General features: G+C 61.9%; 29 protein-coding genes and 1 tRNA gene. 6 read left to right on the top strand and 24 right to left on the bottom strand.

The features are described 5' to 3' along the window. Window positions 1–40: 40 nt before the first annotated feature. Window positions 41–2,161, bottom strand: a complete 2,121-nt coding sequence (locus HPDFL43_RS08915; RefSeq protein ID WP_007196985.1) for a GumC family protein — start codon at window positions 2,159–2,161, stop codon at window positions 41–43. Window positions 2,162–2,516: 355 nt separating this feature from the next. Here HPDFL43_RS08915 and HPDFL43_RS08910 point away from each other — a divergent pair, with 355 nt between their 5' ends. The 4 genes from HPDFL43_RS08910 to HPDFL43_RS08895 are packed head-to-tail and all read left to right on the top strand — an operon-like array spanning window position 2,517 to window position 7,171. Further along, window positions 2,517–3,047 carry a polysaccharide biosynthesis/export family protein gene (locus HPDFL43_RS08910; RefSeq protein WP_040450034.1) on the top strand — a complete coding sequence of 177 codons (531 nt, stop codon included), beginning with the start codon at window positions 2,517–2,519 and terminating at the stop codon, window positions 3,045–3,047. Between the two features lie 4 nt (window positions 3,048–3,051). Continuing rightward, window positions 3,052–4,233, top strand: coding sequence for a glycosyltransferase family 4 protein (locus tag HPDFL43_RS08905; RefSeq protein ID WP_007196983.1), 1,182 nt, complete (start codon window positions 3,052–3,054; stop codon window positions 4,231–4,233). A 50-nt stretch (window positions 4,234–4,283) separates the two neighbouring features. Then, the gene (locus HPDFL43_RS08900) at window positions 4,284–5,840 is read left to right on the top strand and encodes an undecaprenyl-phosphate glucose phosphotransferase (RefSeq protein ID WP_040449157.1); all 1,557 of its coding nucleotides are present in this window, start codon (window positions 4,284–4,286) and stop codon (window positions 5,838–5,840) included. Between the two features lie 50 nt (window positions 5,841–5,890). Continuing rightward, window positions 5,891–7,171, top strand: coding sequence for an O-antigen ligase family protein (locus HPDFL43_RS08895; RefSeq protein ID WP_007196981.1), 1,281 nt, complete (start codon window positions 5,891–5,893; stop codon window positions 7,169–7,171). Between the two features lie 33 nt (window positions 7,172–7,204). Here the strand turns inward: HPDFL43_RS08895 and HPDFL43_RS08890 are convergent. From HPDFL43_RS08890 to HPDFL43_RS08875, 4 genes are all read right to left on the bottom strand, one after another. Next, window positions 7,205–7,281, bottom strand: a tRNA-Pro gene (locus HPDFL43_RS08890). Window positions 7,282–7,460: 179 nt separating this feature from the next. Beyond that, window positions 7,461–7,718, bottom strand: coding sequence for a hypothetical protein (locus HPDFL43_RS08885; protein WP_007196980.1), 258 nt, complete (start codon window positions 7,716–7,718; stop codon window positions 7,461–7,463). A 44-nt stretch (window positions 7,719–7,762) separates the two neighbouring features. Next, window positions 7,763–8,032: a hypothetical protein gene (locus HPDFL43_RS08880; protein WP_007196979.1), complete on the bottom strand. Its 270-nt coding sequence runs from the start codon at window positions 8,030–8,032 to the stop codon at window positions 7,763–7,765. A 69-nt stretch (window positions 8,033–8,101) separates the two neighbouring features. Continuing rightward, window positions 8,102–8,743, bottom strand: coding sequence for an SOS response-associated peptidase (locus tag HPDFL43_RS08875; protein WP_007196978.1), 642 nt, complete (start codon window positions 8,741–8,743; stop codon window positions 8,102–8,104). A gap of 209 nt (window positions 8,744–8,952) precedes the next feature. Here HPDFL43_RS08875 and HPDFL43_RS08870 point away from each other — a divergent pair, with 209 nt between their 5' ends. Continuing rightward, window positions 8,953–9,672 (top strand): hypothetical protein, encoded by a 720-nt coding sequence (locus tag HPDFL43_RS08870; RefSeq protein ID WP_007196977.1) that lies wholly within the window; start codon window positions 8,953–8,955, stop codon window positions 9,670–9,672. 119 nt (window positions 9,673–9,791) lie between these two features. Here HPDFL43_RS08870 and HPDFL43_RS08865 read toward each other — a convergent pair whose 3' ends face one another. The 6 genes from HPDFL43_RS08865 to HPDFL43_RS08840 form a co-directional block, all read right to left on the bottom strand. After that, complete coding sequence (locus HPDFL43_RS08865) at window positions 9,792–10,631, bottom strand: DNA adenine methylase (protein ID WP_007196976.1); 840 nt, start codon at window positions 10,629–10,631, stop codon at window positions 9,792–9,794. Between the two features lie 154 nt (window positions 10,632–10,785). Continuing rightward, window positions 10,786–11,178 carry a DUF1515 family protein gene (locus tag HPDFL43_RS08860; RefSeq protein WP_007196975.1) on the bottom strand — a complete coding sequence of 131 codons (393 nt, stop codon included), beginning with the start codon at window positions 11,176–11,178 and terminating at the stop codon, window positions 10,786–10,788. Then, window positions 11,175–11,471: a hypothetical protein gene (locus HPDFL43_RS08855; RefSeq protein ID WP_007196974.1), complete on the bottom strand. Its 297-nt coding sequence runs from the start codon at window positions 11,469–11,471 to the stop codon at window positions 11,175–11,177. Before HPDFL43_RS08855 ends, HPDFL43_RS08860 begins: the two co-directional genes overlap by 4 nt. Beyond that, window positions 11,437–11,853, bottom strand: coding sequence for a hypothetical protein (locus tag HPDFL43_RS08850; RefSeq protein ID WP_007196973.1), 417 nt, complete (start codon window positions 11,851–11,853; stop codon window positions 11,437–11,439). Before HPDFL43_RS08850 ends, HPDFL43_RS08855 begins: the two co-directional genes overlap by 35 nt. Further along, window positions 11,850–12,098: a hypothetical protein gene (locus HPDFL43_RS08845; protein ID WP_007196972.1), complete on the bottom strand. Its 249-nt coding sequence runs from the start codon at window positions 12,096–12,098 to the stop codon at window positions 11,850–11,852. The genes HPDFL43_RS08850 and HPDFL43_RS08845 overlap by 4 nt, the downstream gene beginning before the upstream one ends. 2 nt (window positions 12,099–12,100) lie before the next feature. Beyond that, window positions 12,101–12,916 (bottom strand): NlpC/P60 family protein, encoded by an 816-nt coding sequence (locus HPDFL43_RS08840; protein WP_210165631.1) that lies wholly within the window; start codon window positions 12,914–12,916, stop codon window positions 12,101–12,103. Window positions 12,917–13,028: 112 nt separating this feature from the next. Here HPDFL43_RS08840 and HPDFL43_RS08835 point away from each other — a divergent pair, with 112 nt between their 5' ends. After that, the gene (locus tag HPDFL43_RS08835; protein ID WP_007196970.1) at window positions 13,029–13,946 is read left to right on the top strand and encodes a hypothetical protein; all 918 of its coding nucleotides are present in this window, start codon (window positions 13,029–13,031) and stop codon (window positions 13,944–13,946) included. A gap of 226 nt (window positions 13,947–14,172) precedes the next feature. On the opposite strand, the gene HPDFL43_RS08825 is transcribed toward HPDFL43_RS08835, so the two are convergent. The 13 genes from HPDFL43_RS08825 to HPDFL43_RS08765 all read right to left on the bottom strand — a co-directional run bounded on the left by HPDFL43_RS08825 (window position 14,173) and on the right by HPDFL43_RS08765 (window position 24,912). Continuing rightward, entirely contained in the window at window positions 14,173–15,249 is a 1,077-nt protein-coding gene (locus HPDFL43_RS08825) for an SGNH/GDSL hydrolase family protein (RefSeq protein WP_007196968.1), read from the bottom strand. Continuing rightward, entirely contained in the window at window positions 15,246–16,040 is a 795-nt protein-coding gene (locus HPDFL43_RS08820) for a hypothetical protein (protein WP_007196967.1), read from the bottom strand. The genes HPDFL43_RS08825 and HPDFL43_RS08820 overlap by 4 nt, the downstream gene beginning before the upstream one ends. Then, window positions 16,037–16,933: a hypothetical protein gene (locus HPDFL43_RS08815; RefSeq protein ID WP_007196966.1), complete on the bottom strand. Its 897-nt coding sequence runs from the start codon at window positions 16,931–16,933 to the stop codon at window positions 16,037–16,039. Before HPDFL43_RS08815 ends, HPDFL43_RS08820 begins: the two co-directional genes overlap by 4 nt. A 19-nt stretch (window positions 16,934–16,952) precedes the next feature. Next, on the bottom strand, window positions 16,953–17,789 hold the full coding sequence (locus HPDFL43_RS08810) for a putative phage tail protein (protein WP_007196965.1): 837 nt from the start codon (window positions 17,787–17,789) through the stop codon (window positions 16,953–16,955). 4 nt (window positions 17,790–17,793) lie between these two features. Further along, window positions 17,794–18,885 carry a baseplate J/gp47 family protein gene (locus HPDFL43_RS08805; RefSeq protein ID WP_007196964.1) on the bottom strand — a complete coding sequence of 364 codons (1,092 nt, stop codon included), beginning with the start codon at window positions 18,883–18,885 and terminating at the stop codon, window positions 17,794–17,796. 132 nt (window positions 18,886–19,017) lie between these two features. Then, window positions 19,018–19,551, bottom strand: a complete 534-nt coding sequence (locus tag HPDFL43_RS08800; RefSeq protein ID WP_007196963.1) for a phage GP46 family protein — start codon at window positions 19,549–19,551, stop codon at window positions 19,018–19,020. Further along, a complete protein-coding gene (locus tag HPDFL43_RS08795; RefSeq protein ID WP_007196962.1) occupies window positions 19,548–20,027 on the bottom strand; it encodes a phage baseplate assembly protein domain-containing protein in 480 nt (159 codons plus the stop codon). The genes HPDFL43_RS08800 and HPDFL43_RS08795 overlap by 4 nt, the downstream gene beginning before the upstream one ends. Before the next feature lie 3 nt (window positions 20,028–20,030). Further along, a complete protein-coding gene (locus tag HPDFL43_RS08790; RefSeq protein WP_007196961.1) occupies window positions 20,031–21,083 on the bottom strand; it encodes a phage baseplate assembly protein in 1,053 nt (350 codons plus the stop codon). After that, window positions 21,080–21,670 carry a hypothetical protein gene (locus HPDFL43_RS08785; RefSeq protein ID WP_040449155.1) on the bottom strand — a complete coding sequence of 197 codons (591 nt, stop codon included), beginning with the start codon at window positions 21,668–21,670 and terminating at the stop codon, window positions 21,080–21,082. The genes HPDFL43_RS08790 and HPDFL43_RS08785 overlap by 4 nt, the downstream gene beginning before the upstream one ends. An 11-nt stretch (window positions 21,671–21,681) precedes the next feature. Then, on the bottom strand, window positions 21,682–22,143 hold the full coding sequence (locus HPDFL43_RS08780) for a DNA circularization N-terminal domain-containing protein (protein ID WP_040450029.1): 462 nt from the start codon (window positions 22,141–22,143) through the stop codon (window positions 21,682–21,684). Between the two features lie 8 nt (window positions 22,144–22,151). Beyond that, window positions 22,152–24,086 (bottom strand): phage tail tape measure protein, encoded by a 1,935-nt coding sequence (locus HPDFL43_RS08775; protein ID WP_007196958.1) that lies wholly within the window; start codon window positions 24,084–24,086, stop codon window positions 22,152–22,154. A 97-nt stretch (window positions 24,087–24,183) separates the two neighbouring features. Continuing rightward, window positions 24,184–24,537 (bottom strand): hypothetical protein, encoded by a 354-nt coding sequence (locus HPDFL43_RS08770; protein ID WP_007196957.1) that lies wholly within the window; start codon window positions 24,535–24,537, stop codon window positions 24,184–24,186. A gap of 3 nt (window positions 24,538–24,540) precedes the next feature. Continuing rightward, a complete protein-coding gene (locus tag HPDFL43_RS08765; protein ID WP_007196956.1) occupies window positions 24,541–24,912 on the bottom strand; it encodes a phage tail tube protein in 372 nt (123 codons plus the stop codon). Between the last annotated feature and the right edge of the window lie 58 nt (window positions 24,913–24,970).

The following is a 24,970-nucleotide window of genomic DNA, read 5'->3' as shown; positions in this document are numbered from 1 at the left end:
GATCCAAACAACTGTTCGCAGCATTCTCTGCATATATGGTTCAAGCAGCCGAACTGCGCGATCCCAGGGGCCTTCTGGGCTCTTTAGGGGTCATGAGCATTACATTCTCAAAACCCTGCTCGTGGAAATCGCTGAGCAACTGAGAAACAGTTTCCTCATCTGCACGCAGGAGCGAGAGAATGACTTCGCCGGCATCAGCCCTTGCCACCCGTGCCACGGAAGCCGCATCCGCAGCGCCACATTCGACGATCACAAGATCATAGGCTTCTGTCAAAGCGTCGATGATCATCGGCAGACGGTCGATGGCGCGCATGGCACGGCGCGCATTTGCATTACCGCGCGGAATGATATGCGCCGACGACAACCGGTCGGGGTGGATTGAACTGGAGATGTTGATTTCACCGCACATGAGATCAGTCAGACCCGGAAGCCTGATTGATTCCGCCATCAGCTCAGTGGGGCAAGCCGAGCCTGTCAGGTCGACCAGCAGGGCCTGAAGCCCCTCACCCGCCACCGTGCGCGCCAGCATCACCGCCGCGGCCGATCCTTCGTCACCCTCCGGCGCGACGCATACGGCCACCGACACATGTTCTCCGATCAGTTGCTCGGCAACCGCTTCCACGCTGAAGTCATCAGCATCATTGGCAATGAGTGGCAGCTCGGCGGAAGCTTCGGCTGTCTGGTGTGGCAAATCGCCTGAAACAGTCGCCGCAGCGGCCGCCGTCTGACCGGTCTTCATCTGAGCTGGCATCATCGCAGACGAAGGACGAAGAGCCCGACCCGAGAACAGTTCGGCCAGCATGATCCCGATTGCTGCGAGAAGGAACGTTGCCAGGGACGCAACAATGATGATCGCACCCTTTTTTGGGAAATAGGATTCGGAGGCCGGAACCGCGCGGGAAATCACCCGGGCATCAGCCGGAAGTGCCTTTGGCTCGGAGCGGGAAGCTGCCTCACGATAACGACCGAGATAGGTCTCAAGCAGATCGCGCTGGGCGGCGGCTTCGCGCTCCAGGGAACGCAGTTCGACAGACTCCTCGCCCTCGCGCGCTGAGCTCGCTTTCAGCGCATTGAGCTGAGACACCAGCTCATCCTCCCGGATGCGGCCAACCCGTGCATTGCTCTCCAGGCTGTCGAGCACTTTCCGGGTTTCGCTGAGAATCTGGCGATCGACGTCCTGAAGCTGCGCGCGCAGCCCCTTCATGCGCGGATGCGCCTCAAGCAGAGTTGTCGAAAGATCTGCAATCTGGGCACGGATCGTGCCCTCGCTTTCGCGCAACCGCTGAACCACGGGGGAGTCGAGAACATCGGAAATGGCGTCAATCGACTGACCGCTTTCGAGCGCGTTGCGGACCGATTGTGCGCGGGCTTCCGAATCTGCCCGCTCTGCGCGCACGCGGCTCAGCTCGGTGGAGATATCGGAGAGCTGCTTGGCGGCGATCGTGTCCTGTTGATTGACCAGCAGCAAGCCTCTTTCGGCCCGGTATTGGGCAACCTTCTCCTCGGATTCGCGCACTTTCTCACGCAAACGCATGATTTCAGGCTCGAGCCAGGCACTGGCATCGGTGTTGGTTTCAAGCTTGGCGCCCGATTGAAAGGCAAGATAGGCATCAATCAGCGCATTTGGCACCGCGGCCGCCAGCGCGGCATCCTCGGAGGAGAATTCAACGCCGATGACCCGGGAGCCGGGAACTGCATAGACTTCAAGCTTCTTGTAGAATTCCTTCAGGATCCGCTCGTCGGCGGGGATCTCGTGAGGGTCTTTCTTGAGCCCGAGCATAATCATGACAGCGCCCACGGACGACGTGTTGGCCGCTGGGTCGAATTCCTCACGCGAGGAGAGGTCCAACTCACGGGCGACCTGTTTGACAAGATCTGTCGACCTTAAAATTTCGACCTGGCTGGTTACCGCCCGCTCGTCAAGCAGCACCGCATCCGTCTGCGGCTGTGTTTGATCGGACGAATAGACCGGCTCACGGGTTTCGATCAGCACCCGTGTCTCGGACTTGTAGAGCGGATTGATCATGCCAGTGACGACAAAAGCAAGCGCAGCGGCACCAATGGTCAGCGCGGCGACAAGCGCTTTCTTGTCCCATACCGCCCTGAACAGGCGACCGATATCAATATCAACATCCGGTTGAGTTGCTGGTCCGACAGACATGCGCGGTTACTCCGTACTAAAACAGAACCGGAAGGGTAAATGAACATGGTAACGCAAGGGTTAAGGGCACGGTTACGGTTCATTTACTTCCGGCACGCCCCTTTCCGCAAAGATGGAAACAGACTTGAGAAGCGGATTTATTCGCTGAGGTTTTACCGCCCGTTAACCTTAATGGATCGATAACGGAGTTCGAAATGCACACGTTTCGCGTGGAGAACCCTGCAGCATGATACCGGTGAAGACACCTGCCCAGCCCAGTGGCACGCTCCCTGGCAAGCCCAAGGACGCACCCGGTTGCGCACAAACGAACAAGGCCGGTGGCCGTTCCAGAGCCGCGGCGTTTCTTGCTGCAGCAATGACGTCCTTGGTGCTTGCCGGTTGTTCCGGTTACCATCCTGCCCCCAAGGCGTTTCACGAGGCCGTCATCCAGCCCTATCGGCTCGATTCAGGCGACCGGCTGCGCATCACCGTTTTTGAGCAACCCGGCCTGACCGGAACCTATGCGATCGACCAGGCCGGTTACATCGCCTATCCACTGGTTGGCGCAGTTGCCGCACGTGGCCGGACCTTGCAGGAACTGGAAAGCTCAATAGCCGCAAGCCTGCGCCAGGGCTACCTTCGCGATCCCGACGTCACCATCGAGGTTGACCGGTATCGATCCTTCTTCATCATGGGTGAAGTGGGACAGGCCGGGCAGTATTCCTATGTTGCCGGCATGACCGTTCAGAATGCCATTGCGATTGCCGGAGGCTATTCAGCGCGCGCCAACCAGCGCAATGTCGATATCACCCGCAAAATCAACGGGGAGATCATGACCGGGCGGGTGTCGATCTCCGATCCGATCCTTGCCGGCGACACCATCTACGTACGTGAGCGGTTGTTCTGACAAGATGACAGCGGCTTACCCCTTGCGGATCTTGCATTGTTTCCGATCCCCCGTTGGTGGTATTTTCAGGCATGTCCGCGATCTCGCCGAAGAGCATGCGCGTGCCGGCCATCAGGTGGGAATCCTGTGCGATTCCTCCACCGGCGGCCCCTATGAAGACCAGTTGTTCGACACCATCATGCCGCATCTGAGCCTTGGCCTCACCCGAATGCCGATCAGGCGTTCGCTGGGGCCGTCGGACATCGGTGCAGCAATTAGAACATACAAGCAAATCAAGGAATTGCAGCCAGATGTCCTGCACGGACACGGCGCCAAAGGTGGCGCATTCGTGCGGTTGATCGGCTCACGTCTACGGGTATCAAGGTCTTGCGTTGCCCGTTTGTATTCACCCCATGGCGGCAGCTTGCATTATGACAGCGACAGGCTGCGTGGCCGTGTCTATTTCGCTATCGAACGGTTGCTCGAACGCTGGACCGACAGTCTGGTGTTCGTGTCCGACTATGAACGGCGAACCTACGACGCCAAGATCGGCCCGCCCCGGGCTCCATGGCGGCTAATCCACAATGGGCTGCGCGCGCATGAGTTCGAGCCCGTCGAAACGGCGCCCGATGCAGCTGATTTCCTCTACATAGGCATGATGCGGGACCTCAAGGGGCCGGATGTGTTCATCGAGGCACTGCGCCGTGCCGAACAGCTCAGTGGCCGCCCGCTGCGTGGTGTCATGGTGGGGGATGGCGACGATCAGCCACGCTACCAGTCACGGATCGACACGATGGGCATGGGCGCGCGGCTGACCATGCGGCCTGCCATGCCTGCACGCGAGGCATTCGCCCTTGCGCGCACAGTGGTGATCCCCTCGCGTGCGGAATCCATGCCCTACATCGTGCTTGAGGCCGTGGCGGCTGGAAAACCGGTGATATCGACCCGCGTTGGCGGCATTCCGGAGATACTCGGCAAGGATTTCGAAGCCTTCGTCGAACCGGGGGATGCGGAAGCACTGGCCAATATGATGGTGCGCAACATCAAGGATCCAAACTGGCCAAGCCTCGCCATGCCCGATCCCGCAGCCTTCAGAAGCCAGTTTTCGGCGGTTTCGATGGCCGACCAGATGCTCATGCTGTATCGGGATTGCCTCGCTGGCGAGACTAAGGCCGCTAAAGCCGATATCGCGTCAAGCCTTTCTTAGGGGGGTATGTGCTAACGGAAAGGCAAGAAGCGTCCCGGGAGAGTTCCGCCGTGAACAAGATTGAGCGTAGAAGCGCCCTTGATTCGAAGTCCGTTCGCGAGGCAATGGACGAGATCGAGGCCAAGCCTGGCAAGCCAGCCGAGGGCGGTGAAAACATGAGCCGCCTTGCCCGTCAGACGGCCAGCCGGCTGTCGCAGGAAAACTACTCGCCAACCATGATCATCGGGACGTTGCGGCTCACCGAGTTTGCAATGCTCGCCGCCAGCGGCTTTTTCGTCTACGCGCTCTATGTCGGGTTCAGCCCCGAATCCATACTGCTCTATTATGGCCCGGCAATCGTGGCAGGATCAGCGTTCGCGGTCTTGTTGTTTCAGATTGCCGACTGCTATCAGATCCCCGCTTTGCGCAGCGCATTGCGGACTTTGCCACGGGTGCTGACCGCTTGGGCGAGCGCGTTCGCGCTGATCGCCCTGGTCACCTTCTTCCTGCAGTTCGGCCTGGTGTTTTCACGCGTCTGGTTTCTGACCTGGTTTGCAACCGGCGTCCTGGCCCTGGTTATCAGCCGAAACATCGTGGCCTATGGCATTCGCCGCTGGGCACGAAATGGCGTTATGGAACGCCGCGCAGTGATTGTCGGCGGCGGCAACACGGCCAGGGATCTGATACGTTCGATCGAGATGGATGCCGACAATGACATCCGCATCTGTGGTATTTTCGATGACCGGGACGAGCGCCGCTCACCGCCGATAGTCGCGGGATACCCCAAGCTTGGAAACATCGACAGCCTGGTGGATTTTGCCCGGCTGGCGCGCATCGACATGCTGATCATTGCGTTGCCGCTCAATGCGGAATCACGGGTGCTGGAGCTGCTCAAGAAGCTCTGGATCCTGCCGCTCGACATCCGTCTCGCCGCCCATGCAAACAAGCTCCGGTTCCGGCCCCGCTCCTACTCCTATATCGGAGCGGTGCCGATGCTGGACATTTTTGACCGGCCGATCACCGATTGGGATTCAGTGGCAAAACGGGCTTTTGACATCTTCTTCTCGCTGCTTGCGATCCTTGTCTTGTGGCCGGTCATGGTCGCAACCGCCTTTGCCATAAAGCTCAACTCAAAGGGACCGGTGCTGTTCATGCAGCAGCGCCATGGCTTCAACAATGAAGTCATCAACGTGTTCAAATTCCGCTCGATGTACACTGACCAATGCGACCCGACTGCCCGCGCCGCGGTGACAAAGGGCGATCCGCGCGTTACCCGGGTGGGTCGGTTCATCCGCAAGACCTCGATTGATGAGTTGCCGCAATTTTTCAACGTGCTGCGTGGAGACCTCTCGCTTGTCGGACCACGCCCACATGCGGTCGTTGCGGCGGCGCATGACCGGCTGTTCGCAGAGGTGGTGGATGGCTATTTCGCCCGCCACCGGGTCAAGCCCGGCGTGACCGGCTGGGCCCAGATCAATGGCTGGCGCGGCGAGATCGACAATGACGAGAAGATCAAGCAGCGCACGGCTTGCGACCTTTACTACATCGAGAACTGGTCGCTGCTGTTCGACCTGAAGATCCTGTTTCTCACACCCTTCCGGCTTCTCAATACGGAAAACGCCTATTGACCAGCGCCGCCCTCCCGGTTTCCGCAGCCTTCCAGCCACAGCGTGCGGCAATGTCCATGCTGGCGTCGCTTTGCGTTGCCTTCGGGGTATTCCTTTCCGGATTCGTCATCAACGAGCCGGCACCCTATGAACTCTTCCTGGTGGTGTTGATTGCGATCTGGGCGCTGTTCGGGCTCAAGCTTTCACGCCATATCGCGCCGCTGATCGTGCTTTATGTGGTGTTCAACATCGGCGGCATGTTTTCGATCCTGACGATGGACGCGGTCAAGCAGACGCCGATGTACATTGCCGTGTCGCTGTTTCTGGCATTTACGGCAATGTTCTTTGCCGCGATCATCGAGGCGGACCAGCGCCGGTTGCTGCTGATCTTCAGGGCCTATGTGGTGGCGGCAATCATCACCGCCATGCTGGGCATTCTGGGCTATTTCGGCGCGATTCCCGGCGGCGAGGTGTTTACCCGATACGACCGCGCGATGGGCGCATTTCAGGACCCCAACGTGTTTGGCCCCTATCTGGTGCTGCCCGCGCTCTTCCTGATGCATGGACTGCTGACGGGAACCCTGAAGGCGGCACCATTCAGGGTGCTGGGTCTCATGATCCTGGTTCTGGGCGTCTTCCTGTCCTTTTCCCGTGCAGCCTGGGGTTTGCTGGCCATCAGCATGGCCATGCTGGTTGTCATCATGCTGATCAAGCAACGAACCGGCGTCTTCCGCCTCAGGATCCTGATCATGTCGATGCTGGGCTTTGTGCTGTTGATCGCCGCGATCATCGTGGCATTGCAGTTCGATCAGGTTTCAGACTTGTTTTCCGACCGGGCCAAGCTGGTGCAGGCCTATGACGGCGCACGCCACGGCCGGTTCGAACGCCACGCCATCGGCTTTCTGATGGCGATGGAGCATCCGCTGGGGATCGGACCGCTGGAATTCGGTCTGATGTGGGGCGAAGACACCCACAACATCTGGCTCAAGGCGCTGATGGATTATGGCTGGCTCGGATTTGTCAGCTATGTTGCGCTGATGGTGTGGACCTTCACACTGGGCTTTCGCTATCTGCTGCGGGAGCGGCCCTGGCAACCCTACCTGATGTTGGCGCTGATCGTGTTGTTCGGCCACACCATCATCGGCAATGTGATCGACACCGACCACTGGCGGCATTTCTATCTGTTGATGGGTGTGGTCTGGGGCTGCATCGCACTGGAAATGCGCTGGCAGGCAGCACGGCACAATCAGAGGCCGCCCCAACCTACTACCCCTGCCCCTCAACGGCTTGAGAACCGGGCACGCGGATCAGCAAGGGTATGGACCGGCAACCACTCCGCGCCAACACACTGAGCAGAAATCCAACAACAGGCTGTTGACAGGAAATGGTCGGAGCGGCGGGATTCGAACCCACGACCCCTTGTCCCCCAGACAAGTGCGCTACCGGGCTGCGCTACGCTCCGACTGGAGACAGGCCTTAGAACATCAGGGTTTTGCGGGCAAGGGCAAAATTACCAGCCAGGCGGAAAAACCGGAAGAAGCCGGTATAGTGGGGAAATGAAGGTTAAAAGGCCCACGAAAATCCCCACACGATGTTCACGCGTTGTTCTCGGGGCGGCGGACCAAATGGAGTTGTCTGGGTTCACCGCTCCCGCCATTTGTCGAGCGCCGGGGTGGCGTCGCTGTTGCTGGTCGCGATCGGGCTGAGGGTGATCTCCACCGCGCCGTTGCACGCCTTGCATCGGAATGTTGCGCCGACATAGACCCGATTCGGCCGCACCGCTGCCAGGTCTATAACCTTGTGCACGCCGCACCGCCGGCAGAAGCCGGTGAGCTTGTATCCATGCAGGATGAGATCGCCGAAGGTGCGAAGAGTGACGGATTCTTCTGGCGCGGGCATGTCGCCAACTCTCCAACCGATGCCCCGCCCGACTGATCACCGATTCATTCGGCCATGGCAAGCCTGGCCTGCCCGATCGCATGGCTGGTGCGCCAGTTCTCGATCTCGGCCTCTTCGAGATTGGCGACGAGCGAGCGCAACACCGGCCATATGGCAGATGGCTCCCAGCCTGCATCCCGCGCGTGCCCGATCATACCGATCAAGAACGGCTCCACCGCCTCCTCGCACTCAAGGCAATAGTCTGGGTGATCGGCGGCAAAGCGCGGCGCCGCCACGCGTCCGATGACCTCATGTCCGGCATCAGGTCCTGCCATTTGCTGCTCCTTGAACGCCAGTGTGACACTGCCACAAGCCGCCAGGCCGGGAAAAGTTCCGCGCGGGGATTAGGCCGCGTCGACCTCGAGCAGCTGATCGTCCGGCAGCGGCCGCTGCAGCGCCTTCGCTTCCTCCCAGGGGGCCGACAGCCATGTGTCGATTTCCTCCTGAGTGGTCAGGATCACCGGCATCGCCTTGGGATGGATCGGCGCCACGATGGCGTTGGGCTCGGTCGTGAGGAAAGCAAAGATGTCGGCTTCGACCTCGCCTTCCTTGACCTTGCGGACGCTGGTCCATCGCGTCCATATGCCGGCGAAGACAAAGAGTGGCCGATCTTCGTTCAGGGCAAACCAGTGCAGCGGCAACCGCTTGGTGGCGGGATCGCGGAGCTTGCCATATTCCGAGAACTCGGTTGCCGGCACCACGCAGCGGTTCTCGACGCCGAGCCAGCGCCGCCAGTGGGGCGACGACACGTTGCGGACATTGGTCACGCCGCTGTCGGCCTTGCCCTTGATGAATTTGGGCGGTGTCGGCATGCCCCAGCGCGCGCGCGCCATCTCGCGGCGGACGCCCTCGCCGTTGCGCACAATCGGCGCATCGTAATCCGGGTAGACCTTCCCCGGCTCCAGATTGCCCGCGTGGTTGACCACCGACCGGGTGAATTCGAGGATCGCCTGCGGGCCTATGGTGATGTTGTAGAGGTTGCACACTGCCAATCTCCTTTTGGATCACCGAAGCCCAAATGCGGCAGAAACGCAACCACTGCCCCTGCTTTCGACCGATGGAGAGGAAAGCCAGCCTAGGCTTGGAGGATGACAATCACAAAATGGCGAGGCTCTGATGCTAGAAATCCACAAGAATTTTCTAAACATGACGAATCCGGCGAGCAGGAGCGAAACGTCTATGCTACCTTAGAGCGATGAACGCAGAGTTTGCAACGTTAATCAGCGGTTTTGGCGGCGCACTACTCGGTGCGGTGGTCGGAGGTGTAATCTCTTGGATACTGGCTAGGCAGTCAGCAGCAAACACCGCTGAAAGGGACAAAGCAGTCAGAGACCAAGAACAGAAAGGACAGGCTCTAAAACTGATGATGAAAGCGTCCTTAGTGCTGTCCGATGTGGTCGCGATTAAAAACTCAATTGATCAATCTCTCTCCGAGGCCAACGAAAGAGGCTTGTCCCATTATCCCTTCTGGCGTCGCGTGCTGCCGATCGTATCCAGCAACCAGATTTACCAAATAGAGGCATCAGAACTAGCCCCATTAATGGAGGCTAAGGCGAATGAAATTGTCTATGCCGCCACTGACATGCTCATGCAGCACAGTGTTCTAATTGCTGCTCTCCAAAGTTATTCCGAGAAGCGGGGAGAGCTGAAAAAAATAATAAAACGCCATACGGCAACCGAGGACGGCGTGCTTACTTCTGGACTCACCGAAAGTGAAGTTGCCGAGATGGCACCTTACGAGATTGAGCTTGAAAGCTTGATAAAGGAAGTTCGTTCTCGTTTACACCCCGTCCAAGAGCTTGCTGAGAAAGTCACCTTCGGAATTGGCCCTGCAATACAAAAGCATTATGGAGACAACGACTTCCCGGTATTTGTAGCCGCTCAAATTGGGCAAGAAGCCGCGACTGAGTCTTGATCGAATTTCTGGTCCGCGTATTTAATTCGTAAAGGGATTCACGCTGGACCAATCGTCTCAATTGTGCGTCAGGATAGCACGAGAGCCAGAAAAGCAGAATATGCACCACGGGTTGAGTGTCACCCCCTTGGCATGTTCGCCGGCGAAGGCTCCTTGTTGTCGAAAATGATGACCTCGCCCACCTTGCTCCCCTCGCCGCCGTGCAGCGTGTATGTCAGGCCGACGTCGGCGAAACGGAACCCGGAGAACACAGCCCGCACCTCCGGACGATCGTTGAGCGAGAGTATGAACCGGCCCTGGATGCCGACCAGCACTTTTGCCAACCTTGCAAAATCTGACCGACTGAAGACTCCAGGGCCGTAGTCGTCCTCGTTGCCGTAGTAGGGCGGGTCGAGATAGAAGAGTGTTTCTGGCCGGTCATAGCGATCGATGAATGCCTGCCAGTCCAGGTTCTCGATCGTCACTCCGGCAAGACGCTCGTGAATTTCCGCCAGCAGCGGCCCGAGGAGATTGACGTTGAAGCGAGCTCCGCCGGTGTAATCCACACCGAAACTGCGGCCACTCACCTTGCCGCCAAACGCCAGCCGCTGCAGATACAGGAACCGAGCCGCCCGCTCGAGGTCGGTGAGTGTGGTCGGATCCGCCTTGCTGAGCCGGTCGAAGTCGGACCGGCTGGTGATCTGGAATTTGAGCGCATCCATGAACTGCGGATAGTGCCGCTGCAGGATCCGGAACAACGTCGTCACGTCGCCCGAGCGATCGTTGATCACCTCTGACCGGGCCGCTTGCCGGCGCCGGAAAAAGACGCCGCCCATGCCGACGAACGGTTCTGCATAAATCCCGTGCGGGATCTGCTCGACGATGGATGCGACACGCTGCGCAAGCTGTTTCTTGCCGCCGATATAGGCTGCCGGTGGCGAGACGGGGCGGACTTCTGTGAAGGGAAAGAGATCGGTCATTGTGGTGAGACCCGTTTTCTGACACACCGCTAACGCCCGCGAGGGCCCGGGTGCGACGGTATCTCTGGTGCTGTCGGGCGGGATTCCCTATGCCAATAGGCCCGCTGTCTGAAGCCCCTGCAAGGGCTTTTGGCCACCCGGGGACGGCGGTAGACTACGGAGGCGGCTTTCCGGTGAGATAAGTATAGGCGGACACCAGCCAACCCGCGACGGCAAGGACCGCAATTCCGATCTTGATGAGCCAGTGACCGAGCGTGCCTGCCCCTTGCGCCTGCTGGCGCATCGCCTTCACGTCATCCGTAACCTTCTGAACATCTGAGACGGAGGCCTTGAGCCCTTCAAGGGCGGATGCCTGGCCGGAGGTTTCCAGCCGAAGATCATGAATTTCCTTCTGCACGCCGTCGATACGGTTGTGCATATGCCCTCGGCTCTTGTCTGACTTTTCTTCGGACTCCTTCAAATCGACGCGGGTTTCATCGAGCTTTGTGTTCAGGTTTCTGACCTGCTCGGCAATAGTCGCCAGTAGTTCGCGCGTCGTGTCCGTCACTGCGCCACCCCTTTTCTCACTTCGTCATACCAGCCGGCACATTCCCGGATCTGTCCGTTGGCGCGCGCCAGCGCCCGGTCCGTCCTGATCAGCGCCGCATCGAGCCTGTCGCCGGCGGCAACGCCGGAGCGGTGTTGTCGGCGGCAGTCATCCGGATAGGCCGGCAGGGTGCGGCCGATGCGGCGTTCCTCGTCGGCGACTGCGAGTGCAGCCGGCACCTGCCCGGCCTCGGCCGTAATGCTGCCGGCGCGGGCGAACCTATCGGGATTGCAGCCGGCCAAGAACATCAGCATCAACAGCGCAGTCCCGATCAACAGGGCGCGAAAGCAGATCTGCCAGGTCGTCATTGAGGATCTCGTTTTCTGTCTGGATGGCCATGAGGCGCATCGAAAGGTTGGTCCGGGCTGTCGCCTCCACCGTGAGCCGCCGCTGCGCCTCACGCGCAGCCTCGGCGGAACGGGCCGCTATCTGGCGCTGGGCGGCGATCTGCGCTTCAAGCGCTTCGATCTCCGCACCCGCCACCATCTCCTTCACCCGCTCGTTGACCGCGCTGCGGATGGCGGACGACTTGTCGAACTGCACCCATGCCAGCGCGGCGAGGATCAGCGTCACCGGAACCGGAATGGTGAAGCCGAGGATGCGCAGCGCGGCCTTGCCCACAAGAGCCAGCGTCATGGCCCCGGCGCCCGGTCGTCATAGGCGGCCGGGCCCATGTGCTTCATCACGTTGTTGTCGTCTATCGTGGCCGCTCCGGTGTAGACCGAGAGCAGGATCACGCAGACGCCGAAGGCCGTGGTGATGGCTGCCTGGTCGACGGCGCTGCCGGTGTTGCGCCACAACAGCCAGACAATCAGGCCGGCGCAGAAGATCAGCGCGAGATCGATGCGCCGGCGACGTTCTTTCCAGGGCGGGCGGTTCATGGTCAGGCCTCGTTCGTGGTTTCGACCAGGCGTCCGCCATCGGCGATGACGCGTCCGCCGGCGGGCAGCGGGAAGCCCGCGGGCCAGCGAATGCCGCCGTCGCGCAGCCGCCCCTTCTGTATCTTGGTGATGGTGATGGCGTTGGACTGGTTGCCGCCCAGCACATGGTAGTGGGTGGCGTCCTCGCCGACATAGAAGCCGACATGGCCCTGCCACCCGGATTTCGAGCCGCGCCAGAAGACGAGCACCGCGCCGAAGGCCGGGGTCTTCATCTCGCGCCCGAATTTCAGCCAGTTGATCGAGGCCATCGGGTTGGCCGGCACCGGCTCATCGGGCAGCGCGCGCAGGATGGCGGTTTCCACCGCGTCGCCGCACCAGGGCGTGCGCGCCGGGTCGACGGCAGATCCGGCCGAGCGGAGCCAGGCCGAGAGCGACGCGTGGTCCCTGCCCTCGTGCAGCCCCTTGCGCCGCATCATCTCGTCAACCCATGGAGGCGTCGGCCGCGCGGTGCCGGCCGGCGCGCCCTTCCTGGTCAGCGCCCTGTCGAGCGCCGACCAGGTGCGCGGCCCCGCCACCCCATCGATGCCCAGCCCGTGGTCGGCCTGGAACTCCCGCACGGCCTTGCGCGTGTTCGGCCCCATGGCGCCGTCGACAATGCCCGGATTATAGCCGAGCGCCTTCAAGCGCTCCTGAAGATCGCGTATCGTCTGCATGGTGATGTCCTTGTGGTGATGGGCACGGCAAAGCGCCCGGTAGACGTGAAACCCCGGAGAAGGTCCGGGTTGCTTGGGCCCACGCTGCGTTGTAGGAGGGGTCATGGAAATGACAATGCCGACGCGGCAATGGGACATTATGCATTTAGATATCTGTGCGGACGTAGCCTCTCTCACCCGCGATGAGGCCGTAGTCCTCAACCCCAGCCGTTAGCGCATGCTGGCCATGCGCCTTCTCCTTTCCGCTCTTTTCGCAGCCGCTACAGCTGGTGCCGCACACCTTGCAATTAGCGCAGCGGTGACGTTCTTCATGATGAGCTATGACGAGCGGATATTCGATGTACGCGCTTTTGAAAGTCCACTCTACGCGTCGTTGATCGGCGGTTATTTGGAGAGCCGTGATGGAAAGATTGACAGGTTGGCCATCGGATCTTCCTTCACTTACGGCTATCCGTTCGCACCAGAGTTCGCTTATCCAACCGCCATCGGCGCGGTAAACGCTGGCGTTCTGTCAGGCGATCTTGAGATGTCATTTCACGCATCGCTGTGCGAAATGAGGGCTCGCAATATTCGCGCCCAAAAACTGATCCTCGAGATCCCGATCGTAAACGAAGCCTACACTCTGGTTCACTACAGTCGCCGCCCGATGCAATGCGATGAGGGTCGGCGCGCATCGCTCTTCGAGTTCGCTCTGCTTCGGCCTTGGGGGCTACAATGGCTGGGCATGGTCAGTGATCCGCATCAAGTGCGCCTTGAAGGGCCGGTCGACATCAAAACCGTGGATCCTGGGTACTTTGTCGATCTGGACGAATTCGAGCCCTTCCGAAAGGAATTTACTGACCGCCTTCGCGCCAACTATACTCTCGCCCAGCAAGTATCCGACGAAGCGTTCCTCTTTGTCTCTCCTATATATATTGGAGGAATCGAAGCCGCAGGCGACGACCCCATCAAGGTCAGAGCGCTGTTCGACATCGCGCAGTCAGCCTGCATCGACGTGGCAGGCGATCGATGCATCAGAACGGACGGTTACCTCGACAATCCGGCTTTCTATGCTAACTTAACCCACATGAACATCACCGGACTGAAACAGTTCGCGGACGACACCATGAAGATCGTTGAAGGCACACCCAGATGAGTTCCTCCACTAGTACCGCCAAGCCCGGGCCGATTACATGGCGACTCTTTCTGGTCTCTGTCCTCATGGGCATCGTAGGCTATGTCGGCGTTGTCGGTCTTTACATGTTCGCGCCGCAGCCTCCCCAGGCGGAAAACTGCATTCGCCTCTGGGAGCAGCCGTGGCTTGCCAGCATGATGCGCGAAGATGGCACGATCGACGGAAAGTGCGTGTGGACTTCGCCGCGTTAAAACCCGTCCGTCTGGATTTCAGTGACCAGGGACAGATAGCCGGAATAGCCGGTAAAACCGGAGACACTCAAACACGCAGCTTCGTCGCCCGGCTTGTAAAATGTTGCGACGCCCGGAACGCTCGTCTTCGCCGAGAGTCTATCAGCACCCGATCCGCCATTGCAGTGACCCGTGAAAATTCGTGGCCCCCCAGATGAAGGGTAGGGATCGCTGGTGATCTTTCCCCCCTGCGGGACCGTGAATGCCGTTTGCCCGTTGATGCGCATCGGAACAAGGCTTGAGGCGTTCGCACCGGACGATTGCGCACCGGAAAACACTTTGCTGAACGTGATCGGCTCATCCGGATGGCCTTGGAACGTCGCCCGCTCCATTGTCACCGTTCCCGGCTGGCTCATTGCTGCCGTGGGTATCACAACCCGGAACGTGCCGCCATTGACGTTGCCGAAGCTGCCATTGTGCGTTTCGTCCAGCACTGCGCCAAGTGTTGGCATATTCGGGGCCGGAATTGCCGACCAGTCCATGTCCCCGATGAAAGCATGGCCTGCGGCAGCCAGATGATGTTTGTCCGGGTCGGCCAGATACAACGCCAGGAACGACGCCTTTGAACTTTCGATGGCAACGCCGGCGATAGCGTCATAGATGTTGACGAATCCGATGCTCTTGCTGTCGCAAAGGGTGGCGAGCGCATCGACCAGATGAGGAAGCCGGAAACACATCTCCGGGATGCGGGCGGGCGGGGGCGTGAACAGCACCGGGAATATGCCTGCCGTGAGCAGCAAATCCGTGGCGGCGTCCATGTCCGAGATATAGCTCGATGTCATCGTGGCATTGGAGATGTCGTTTTCATGCGCCCATGCGGCGTTGTTGGTGCCGAAACCGGCCACGCACGTTTGTGGATTTTGAGCGATTACGTCCGCTTCGACGCGCGCCAGAAAGTGCGAGGACTGATTGCCAGAGATGCCGGATGCTGAGACAAATGGATAGCCGCGAGCCGAGCCGACGATTGAACTGAACTTTTGCTGGCTGCTTACATACTGGTCAAGGTTGCTGTCACTCGGAAAGATGATTTTCATCGCACTGCCTCAATCGAAAAGAAGGTCTGACTACTATTGAGTACCGAGAGATCAGATCCACGCGTATGAGTGACGAGAGCCTGAAAGTAATCACCTGGGCTCACAGCTATTGGCGCGCTACACACCTGCTGTGTTGAACCGCTCCCCGAACCGTCCGAAACGACCGCACCTCCACCGGCAAAGGCTGCGCCGTTCTTATAAATTTCAAGCGACCTGACGCCGGCAGCTACAGTATCCCACCTGATATTTGCTTTGACCCGAACTCTCGAAATGCCCGCTGGTACGGTCAGTCGGCTTGGTGCTCCCCCAGTCCACCAGCCGCCGGCGTCTTCCAGTTCTGTACTCCACGCAATTGCTGTCGCTGTCGAGTTGACGATTGTTGCATTTGCACTCAACCGGACAAGAGCGCCGCTAAAATCCAGACCGATGCCCGTCCGAAACGCAGCCGCGTCAGCAACTCCATTCAGTCCCTGCACGAAGGCCGAGAAACCAAGCGCCGTCAGAAGCGTTCCCGCCCCCGCGCCTATGTTGGCACCATCAAGATCGAGCTTACTGGCCACCGCCGCGACCAGCGACGCCAGCCCGTCCTCATTGTCCTTGATCTGCGCGACCACCTCCACCCAGGTGTCGAGCGCGGCGTTACCGTCATCGACGATGATCTGCCGCACGCGCTCCGCGACCTGCGCCATCGTCAGCCCCTGGGCAAATCCCGCCAGCATTGTGACAAAGATGTGGGCGTCATTGGCGGCTGATGCCGGCGGGAGTCCAGCAGGAGTGATTTGGGTAGTCATAGCCACACCGTATAGTCATAGACGGTTGCATAAGTCGTCCCGTTGGAAATCGTGTAACTCTGCACTGAAAGCGAATAACGTGTCTTAACGGTTGGAAAGACCGCCGTCTCACCGCCGTCATTTGCGCTTCCCGTGGTGTTTTGCGAAAACTTCGATAGGGCGATTTCCGGTGTACGCGCTAGATCGAGCACATAGGTGTCCGTTTGCGCTCCAGCTCCACCAATATCGACAAAAGCCGCCCGTCCCACCGTCGTCGAATATCTGTCCCTGTTCACCAGGTTGGTGATCGTCGCCACGTTGCCGGCGCTGGTGACGATGCGGGCAATCAGCATGTCATCATAGGTGCTATCGAAGGCGACATTGCTTTCGGCCAGGACCGACGGGTTGTAGCCGCTGTCCGCAAGATCCTCGAGCGTGAAGCCATCGACCGGGTTCCAGCGCAGGTGATAGGTCTTGTTGGCCAGCGTGTCGAAAGTGCGGGCGGCTTCGAGATAATCGGAGGTGGAGACCGGATAGCTGCCGCGATGCGTGAAGGTGACGGATGTCGGCACCTGCACCGTGCCGGCCGACGGGCTGGTGACGTTCATCTTGCCGTCGGCGCTCTCGATCTCCGGAAAGAACTTCAATCGGGAGCGCGCCTGGCTGATCAGTAAGAATTGCGAGGTGTCGCCTCCGCCGGTGGCCGCGGCGATCGCCGCCTCGATCGCCTTGCGCAGTTGCTGCAGATCCGTGTTTGCAGGCGTCAGCCCGAAGAACGAAATGACGTGGTCGATCTCGCGCTGCGGATTTTCGACCGCCGCCGCGGGCACCAGCGAGCCCTTGGTGCCGGCCGAGCGGTTGCCGTCGACATAGGACGCGTCGGCGGCCTCGCCGAGGGGTTGGACATATTTCATCGGAATGTCTCCGTCAGTGTCAGAGGGATGAAGCAAGAACAGGCATGATCAGCGCCTTGCCGGTTTCGGTAACAATGCGGGCGCCGGTCTCGGTGACGAGATAAAGCCCCAGCGGCTGTTCGGCGTAATTGAAGACAACGATGGTCCACGCAGGCGAGATGCGGCGGATCTCGCATTCGAGCGTGCCGTGGTCGAAATCGAGCAGCCGGTCGACCCCGGCCTCGCCGATGCCCGCCTCGAACTGGGTGAACGGCGCATCGCGAACCAGCACAACCCACTGGCTTTCCAGCGCCACGTTGGAGAGTTCGCCGAGCCCCATGCATGTGCTTTCGCCGCAGAGAAAGGCGTCCGGTTCCTCGATCGCCACGACATAGCCGAGCCGGGCGGCAAGCCGCACCACGTCGGCCGGGGTGATGGTGGCGAGCCGCGCCACCCGCGCCCGCAATGTCGCCAGCCGCTGGTCCGCGCTCTGGCCATCGCCGGCGCAGTCCGACGGCAGGCCGAAATCGGCTTCCCATTCGTCCATGCTGTCGACCAGCGACGAGACCCGCGATTCCTCGGTCAGCCGCCAGGCCCTGGCGTAAAGCTCCGCGAACGCCGAAAGCAGCGCCCGCGTCAGCCCGGCGATCCTGCTCGCGGTCGAGGGCGCCTCGCCATCCGGCGTGCCCCAGGCCGGGCCGCTCGGCCACAGCGACAGGCCGGCATAGAGCAGCCCCTCGACCGTGGGCGCGGCTTCCGCGTCGCGCGGGTCTATCTCCAGGTCGGAGAACCCGTCATCGGGATCGACCCGGAACACGGGCCCGCCATCGACCGCGTAGAAATCGGTCCAGTCGTCATTGACATGCCATGTCGACATGTCGCTATGACCAGCTGATCGCGCCCAGCACCGGCAACTCGCCAGGCTGGAACACGGGGCCGGTGGCCGGCACTGTGAGCACATGGCCGGTTTCGCCCGGCACGGTGGAGATCACTTCCGATATCCACGCCAGCGGCAGCGTGAACGGATCGTCAGGCAGGCCGGGCCGCAGCCGCGTGTCCTGTAGCGTCGCGTCGAAGAACGTCGTCAGCGCGTCGGTCACAGCCGTGCGGTTGGCTGACGTGTCGGGCGACAGAGCAATCGTGAGATCGACGGGCTTGGCCACCGGCGCCACCGTGAAGTAGCCGGCGCGCACCAGCCGCAGATTTTCGATATAGGCGTCGACCGCGGCGAGATCGCCAGCCTCGGGAATGCCGTTTGGCCGTCCGTCGAACAGGATCCAGACGCCGACCGTGCCGATGCCATTGGCGAAATTGGCGGCCCATGCGCTGACCACTCCGGGCACCTCGAGCGCCCAGTTCTCATAATCCGGCAGGGTGCCGCCCTGCGGTGGCGAGGCCTTGCGCTTGAGGCCGCGGGCGCGCAGATCCTCGATCGATTCGATGTCCGCACCGCCGCCAAGACCGCCCGCGCCCACCGCCACCACAGTCGGCAATGTCGGGTAGAGCGCCGGGTCGGCGAGCAGCAATTCCGCCGCGGCGTCGCGGTTGGTGGCAGCGCCTGCGCTTTCGGCCTGCACGCTCGCCGTGAATTGGCCCACCGCATTGGCGGTGAAGCCCGCCGTCGTCACATAGGTGACGCCTGCGGAGACGAAGCGCACGCCCGCCGGATAGGTGGCGTGGGCCTGCGCCGTGCCGGTCACCGCGCCGGCGGCCGCCGAGGCGGGCTTCTGCAGGATGCGGTATTCGGCGGCGTGCAGCCGGATGATCGCCGGGCTGGTCGCGGTCGTCAGGAACAGCTGTTTGAAGATCCATTGCTGCCGCAGCTCGTAGGTATGCGAAAGCAGCGTCACCACCTTGCCGATGACGCGCAGCACGTTCTGCATCAGGCTGGCGTCGGTGCCCGGCAGATATTGCCTTATGGCCCCGCGAACCGAGGCCGAGATCTCGTCGAGCGAGCGGATGGGAAAGGCCATTAACGGATCTCCGAAAGGACTAGAGAGCTGGCCACGTCGCCGCAGGCGACGAAGCGTCCGACCGGACGCCGCGGACCGTTCCGCGCCCCACCGGAGCGCCAGGCGGCGAAGCCGCCGGTACGGCGCGTGAGGTCAGGGATTGAGCGGATCGGAAACACCATTGAGCTGCTCCCACAGGACTGCGAATTTCTGGTCATGAACCTGGCTGCCGTCGCGGCCGTAGCCGGCGATGGAAAGCACAAGCCTCGAATTGGGCCGGTCGGCCACAGCGGTCACATCGAAGCGCGCCACCGCGCCCTGGTCGATCAGCGTCTGCAGCGCCGCCCGGGCATAATCCTCGGCCAGCGTCTCGATACCGGCGGTCAGCGCCCGGCGCCGGAGCAGCCAGAGCTTCGAGCCGAGCGGTGGCTCGCCGGGGTCGCGGTCGAAGCTGTCGCCGGCCCAGCCGCGGTTGATGTCGCCGTCGCGCAGTTCTGTTTCGTCGGCGCGCGCATCGGTCATCAGGCAGATCAGGATGGCGGTGGCCAGCGCCTGGGTGGCGCGCAGCCCGCCCGGGTTGACCGGATCGTCAATCGATGTTGTCGCCAGGTCGCCGACGCGCCCGTCCCAGACCAGGTCCGGATCGAGCAGCGGCTCGGCCGTGGGCGCAAGCGGGATGATCCTCATGTCGCAAACACACCGGCTGCGAAGTTGCTGGTTTCGGCATGGCCTGCGCTGTCGAGCGTCCCCTCCGCCGACACCGGTCGCGATGCCCCCGGCCCGCCGAGAAAGACGACGCCTTCGAGAATGATCTCCGGCGCGATGATGTGAACCTTGGCGGAATGCACGATCCGGATCTCCGGCTGCACCACCGAGACGACATTGCCGGTATGGTCGTAGATCTTCACGCCGCCCAAATCGACCGATGGCCGCAGGCCGGGGTTCTCTCCGCCGAACACATAGGCCGAATCGCGGTTGCCCCGCGCCGACATGGCCACGCCGATGCCGCCCTTGACCGGGTTGCTGGCAAATCCATGCGGCTCGATACGGTGCACCCGCTCGAACCGGTCGCCGGCAAAGCCCTTGCCGTTGACGAATTGCTGGCCCTCGCGGTGCTCGACCGTGCCGTCGAGCTCGAACCGCGTCAGGTTTCCGTCAAACATCTCTCAGCCTTCCCGGTAGTCTGCATCTGCCGAGCCGGGAGCGGCCCAGGCATCATTCGATTTGCCGCGCGGATTGTCGCCGCCGAGTGCACGCGGATCCTTCAGCGAAAGCGTCGTCGTGGTGCCGCCCGCCCCGTCCTGTGACAGTTTTGCCGAGGCGATCACCATGTCCTGCTCGATCCCCAGCCAGTCGTCGTCGACCTCGACCAGCCGGTTGCGTTGCCACAAGCGTCCGGCCTCGTCGCGAAACCCGGGCACGGTGATCGTGCAGGTCACGCCCTCGCCGCTCGCCCGCCGGGCTTCCCACTTGGCGCGCTTCTTCAGCCGCTCCGATGTGGCCTCGCCCTCGAACGGCACGATCAGCACCCGCTTGCGGCGGCTTGCGCCCTTCGCCTCGGCCTCCGCCCGCAGCGCAGAGGCGCTGACCCCGATCGAGGCCTGCCCGCGCACCTTGACCTTGGAAAAGCTGGTGGCGCCCGACAGGCTGCCCGAGGCGCTTTCGATATTGACCCCGCGCCTCAGCGCGCCGGCGTGTCGGCCTTCCGGCTTGTCGGCCAGCACCAGTTTGCCTTCCGGGCTGTCATAGATCAGCACGCCCTGCGCCCGCGCGTCTGTCTCCAGTGTCTGGAACAGCGTCTCGCCTGGGCGGATCTTGTGCACCGATTTCCTGATGGTATTGGCCTTGATCTCGACGCCGACGCCGTAGCTGTCGAACGCCTCGGCGATGTCGCCGAGGTCGGCGTCGCGCTTCAGCCCTTCCAGATCATCGACCGAACATTCCGTCGCGTCGCAGGTCTTCGAAACAAAGCTCACCGCATAGGTCCGGCTGTTTTCGTCATGGGCGCCGCGCACGTCGCGCACATAGCCCGTGCCCCACAATTCCCCCGAGATGGTGATCGTCGCCTCGTCGTCGGGCGCGCAGGGAATGCCGGGCCCCGTCCACGCCACATCGAACACCGCATTGCGCACAGCCTCTTCGGCGGATTCGTCCAGCGTCGCGGACGTGTGCGGCAAAGGCCTGCCCTTGACCGAAAACACGATTGTCTCCAGCGTCACGGCGCCACCGCCTCGAAGCTCACCGGCATCAGCAGCGATGTGCTGATCCGGTTGCGATCGACCAGTTCACCGGCGCGGCCTGCATCGCCGTAAAGCTGATAGGCCAGCACCGTCGCGGGCAGCGATATGCCGGTCTCGACCCGCACCGCCGGCGCCCGTTCCGCCGCCGTCCGCGACAGATAGCGCGTAGCGACGCCGGTCAGCGACATCAGCCAGGCAAGCGTCTCCGGTCCGTAGGCCGAGACCTCGGTGTAGACGATCTCCGCCCGGGCGCTGATCGCGGTCCGCGCGGCCTGCGCATCCTGCCGTGACGGGTAGTCCGCCCGCACTGCGGCGAAGCACACAACCACCAGCCCGGCCATCCGCCACAGTGCGCTGTCGTCCTGCACCCGGTCGACGGCGTCCGTCACAGCGCCGGCATCGTCGGCCGCCTCGCTTGTCAGCCGCGCCAGTTGCAGAAGCGCCGTCACGCCGCTTTCCCCACCGGCCTGCGCCGCCACGGCAAGCGCGTCGACGCTCGCCAGGTCGTCGGCATCGAGAATGAGCTCCCGCGCCAGCCCGGAAAGGATGGTCAATACCTGGTCCATTGTCATCCCGATCAGAATTGCGCCGCGATCAGCACCGAGACCGCTGCAACGCCGGCATCGAATGCCGTGCGCAGCTGCCCCAGCCCGCTGGCCGTGAACGCCACCGCCCCGCCTGCCTTCATGAATTCCAGCCGGTAGGCGATGAAGCCGTTCCTGTCCTTGCGCCGGCTGCGCGAGCAGGAGAGGCAATGCGCCGTTTCGCCCGCATCCATCGGCAGGATCAGCAGCGACGCACCCGGCGCACCGCAGGCCCGCTCCAGCGCGTGACCGGCAACGTCCGCAAGGTCGCCCGCCACATAGGCCTCGACAAAGATCGTCTTGGTTCGAGCGCCCATGTCCTCGGTCAGCGAGGCGTCGCCGCCGGAGATCTCATGCGCCACCACGCGGCGACCCACCTCCGGATCCTCACCATCGACCCAGAACGGCACGCCCCGGAACGACGCATGCCGCAGTGTTTTCGCCCAATCACGCATCGGCATCTCTATTGCGCCCTTCCGGCTTGCCCGGCCGCAGGCATGGTGCGCCCGCGATTGCCGGAGACGGCGGGCGAAGAACCTGCGCCAAACGCGCCGCTGATCGCCGCCCGGATCTGCGAGGCCAGCGAGGCGCCGGCGTCGCGGATAGCCGCCGCCGCGTCCTGTCCGCCGCGGGCGATATCGTCACCGGAAGCGCGCACCGCGGTCGCGGCATCCTCGCCACCCCTGGCAATCTCCGTCGCCGATTGCGATCCGGCTTCCTCGAGCCGCGCCAGCAACCCCTGCATCTCGCCGACAGTCTCGCCCGGCCTCACGGATATGGCCCCGAATGAGCCGGACGCGGATGGCAGCATTCCGCCCAGCGGGCTCATGCCTTCGCGCCGCATGCCGCGTGCTGCCGCCATGCGGGCCGCGTCAGAGGCTTCTATTGCCATGTCGGTCTGGTTGGGCCGTGCCTTCGGCAGAGGCACCGCGGCGCCGCCTTGCGCAGCCGCGGCAAGAACCGTTCCATCCCGCAGTGTCACGATCGGCCCGGCTGAGGGCATTGCTCCGCTCGGCATCCGGAAGGCCGGAGCCGCGCTGCGGGATTCTCCATAGGCCCCGTAACCGGCAATCATCTTGCGGTCCTCGTCGGTGCGATAGCCGCCCTGCCAGGCTTTGCTGCGATAGGCGGCAGCGCTCTGGTCGCCTCCGGCAATCAGCGGAGAATTGGCCATGTACCAGGCCTCGCGCGCCAGAAAACCCTTGCCTTCCTTCTCCAACTGCCGGTCCATCGCCGTCTTGCGCTCGGTACCGTCAGTCAGGCTGTCCAGGACAGATGTCGCGCCGGGAGCCAGCTTTTCGCCGAAACTGGTCTTGAATCGCTCCCACGAATTTGCCATCCGGTCGATCGATGCCTGCGCATCGTCCGTCACGCGCGCCAGGTCCTTGGCGACCGTTCCGGCGGCGCTGCCCAGCTCGCCATAGAGATCGCGCAGTTCTTCGGTGTTGTTGATCAGCGCCCGCATGCCGATCTGCATCTGCTTGTCGGTAAACAGCAGCGGCAGTTTCGACATGTCGCCATTGACCGCCTCTTTCGACAGCCGGATGAAGGCTTCCAGCGTATCCTCGCCCGCGGCCTTTGCCCGTTCCATTTCCTCGCGGATGTCGATGCCGAATTGCTTGGCGAAATTGTTCGACACCGTCACCGAATTCATCTTCGTGATCACATCCATGAAGGATGTCGCAGCCTCGCCCGATGTGCCTGTCTCCATTCGCACGGTCTGCAACGCCGCGGTCAGGCGCTTGAGCCCGTCCTCGCCGGCATAGCCGAGCGCCGCGAAAGCTGGCGCCAGCGAGGGCAGTTCGGCCGCCATGTCGCGCAGCTCGAACTTTCCGGCCTTGCCGCCAAGGGCAAGAATATCGAAGGCCGACTGCATGCTCTCTCCGGCAATGCCGAAGGAGTTAGACACGGCGTCGGCCGTCGTCGCCATCTGGCCAAAATCCGCGCCCGCCGCCTGCGCCGTCGCCGACACCGAACCGATCAGCGCCATTGCCTCTTCCAGAGACTTGCCCGACGCGATCAGCGAATCCAGCCCCGCCACGATATTCTCCACCGGGGTCGCGGTCGATTGCGCCAGTTGCTGCAATTCTGTGTAAACACCCGCCATCTGTGCGCGGCTGGCGTCGGCATTGATCCCGATCCGCGTCAGGGTCCGCTCGATATTGGCAAACTCGACCACCGCCGCCTTGGCGCCATAGGCCAGCGCCGCCGGCGCCGCATAACGCATCAGCGCCAGGCCTGCGGCATTGGCGCTGCGCGCCACCATGGTCTGGGTGCGGTTGAAGTTCGCGGCCTTGTTGTTGACGTCCGTCAGCTTGGCGCCCAGCTGCCCGAAAGCCGCCATCGGCCCAAGCTTCGCCGACAGCCGGATAATGGCTTCGATTGTGCGGTTGCTCATCGATTGATTCCGGCTTCAAGGCCGCGTGCGGCCCAGGACAGACATTGCGATGGCGTCATCGCCATCACGCTTTCAAAGCCAAACCCGAACCTGAAGATCAGGAGGTCGGCGGCAACTCGGAGGGCGCGCTCCGGGAGGGCTTCCCTCGCGCTTGAATAAAAAAATCGGTGATAGCCTCTTTCACCGCGATGGCATCGCCCAGATCCAGCTGGTCGATATCGGTCGAGGAAGGCAGGTCCGCACCGCTTTTCATCAACCTGTCGCGGTATTTCCAGATGCGGTCGTCATGGGAAATCACCATGCTCCCGCCCCCCGGCGCCGGCTGGGTCTCGGCAATCTCCCCGATCGCTTCGAAATCCGCCATCACCGGTGCGCGGAAGGTCAGGCTGTCAAATGTCCGGCCATGCGCTTCATAGCGCCGCGACAGCCGGACGGTCTTTTCCCCGGCCATGGATCAGCCCTTCGACTTGTAGGTTTCGGCAGCGCCACCAAGACCGCTGACCTCGCCGTTCATCCGATTGATCGATGTGTCCCCGACAAAAAATGCCCGCGTGTAGTAATGCGATTTGCCGTTGTCATCCTCGATGAAGGTGGCGTCGAATCTGTCGGCCTTGAGCAATGCCTCGAAATCCTGGCCGTCATCCTTGCAGGTGATCTCCCAGCCATAGGGGGCAAGCGTCGAGACACGGTCAATCGAGCCGTCCTGGTTGCGAATTGCCTCGACCACGCGACCGGTTGTTTTCAGCGTCATGGTGCCGCGCAACGACAGTGAGGTGCCATTGGACAGGCGAAGGCGGATCTGCCCGCCGAAATCTTTACCAGCCATTGTGATGGTCCTTTGTTGGAATTGGGATCAACCGGCTACCGCGGCGGCCGGGTCTGCT

This window comes from Hoeflea phototrophica DFL-43, assembly GCF_000154705.2.
Taxonomy (GTDB): domain Bacteria; phylum Pseudomonadota; class Alphaproteobacteria; order Rhizobiales; family Rhizobiaceae; genus Hoeflea; species Hoeflea phototrophica.
This window is presented reverse-complemented; position numbering and strand designations above follow the sequence as displayed.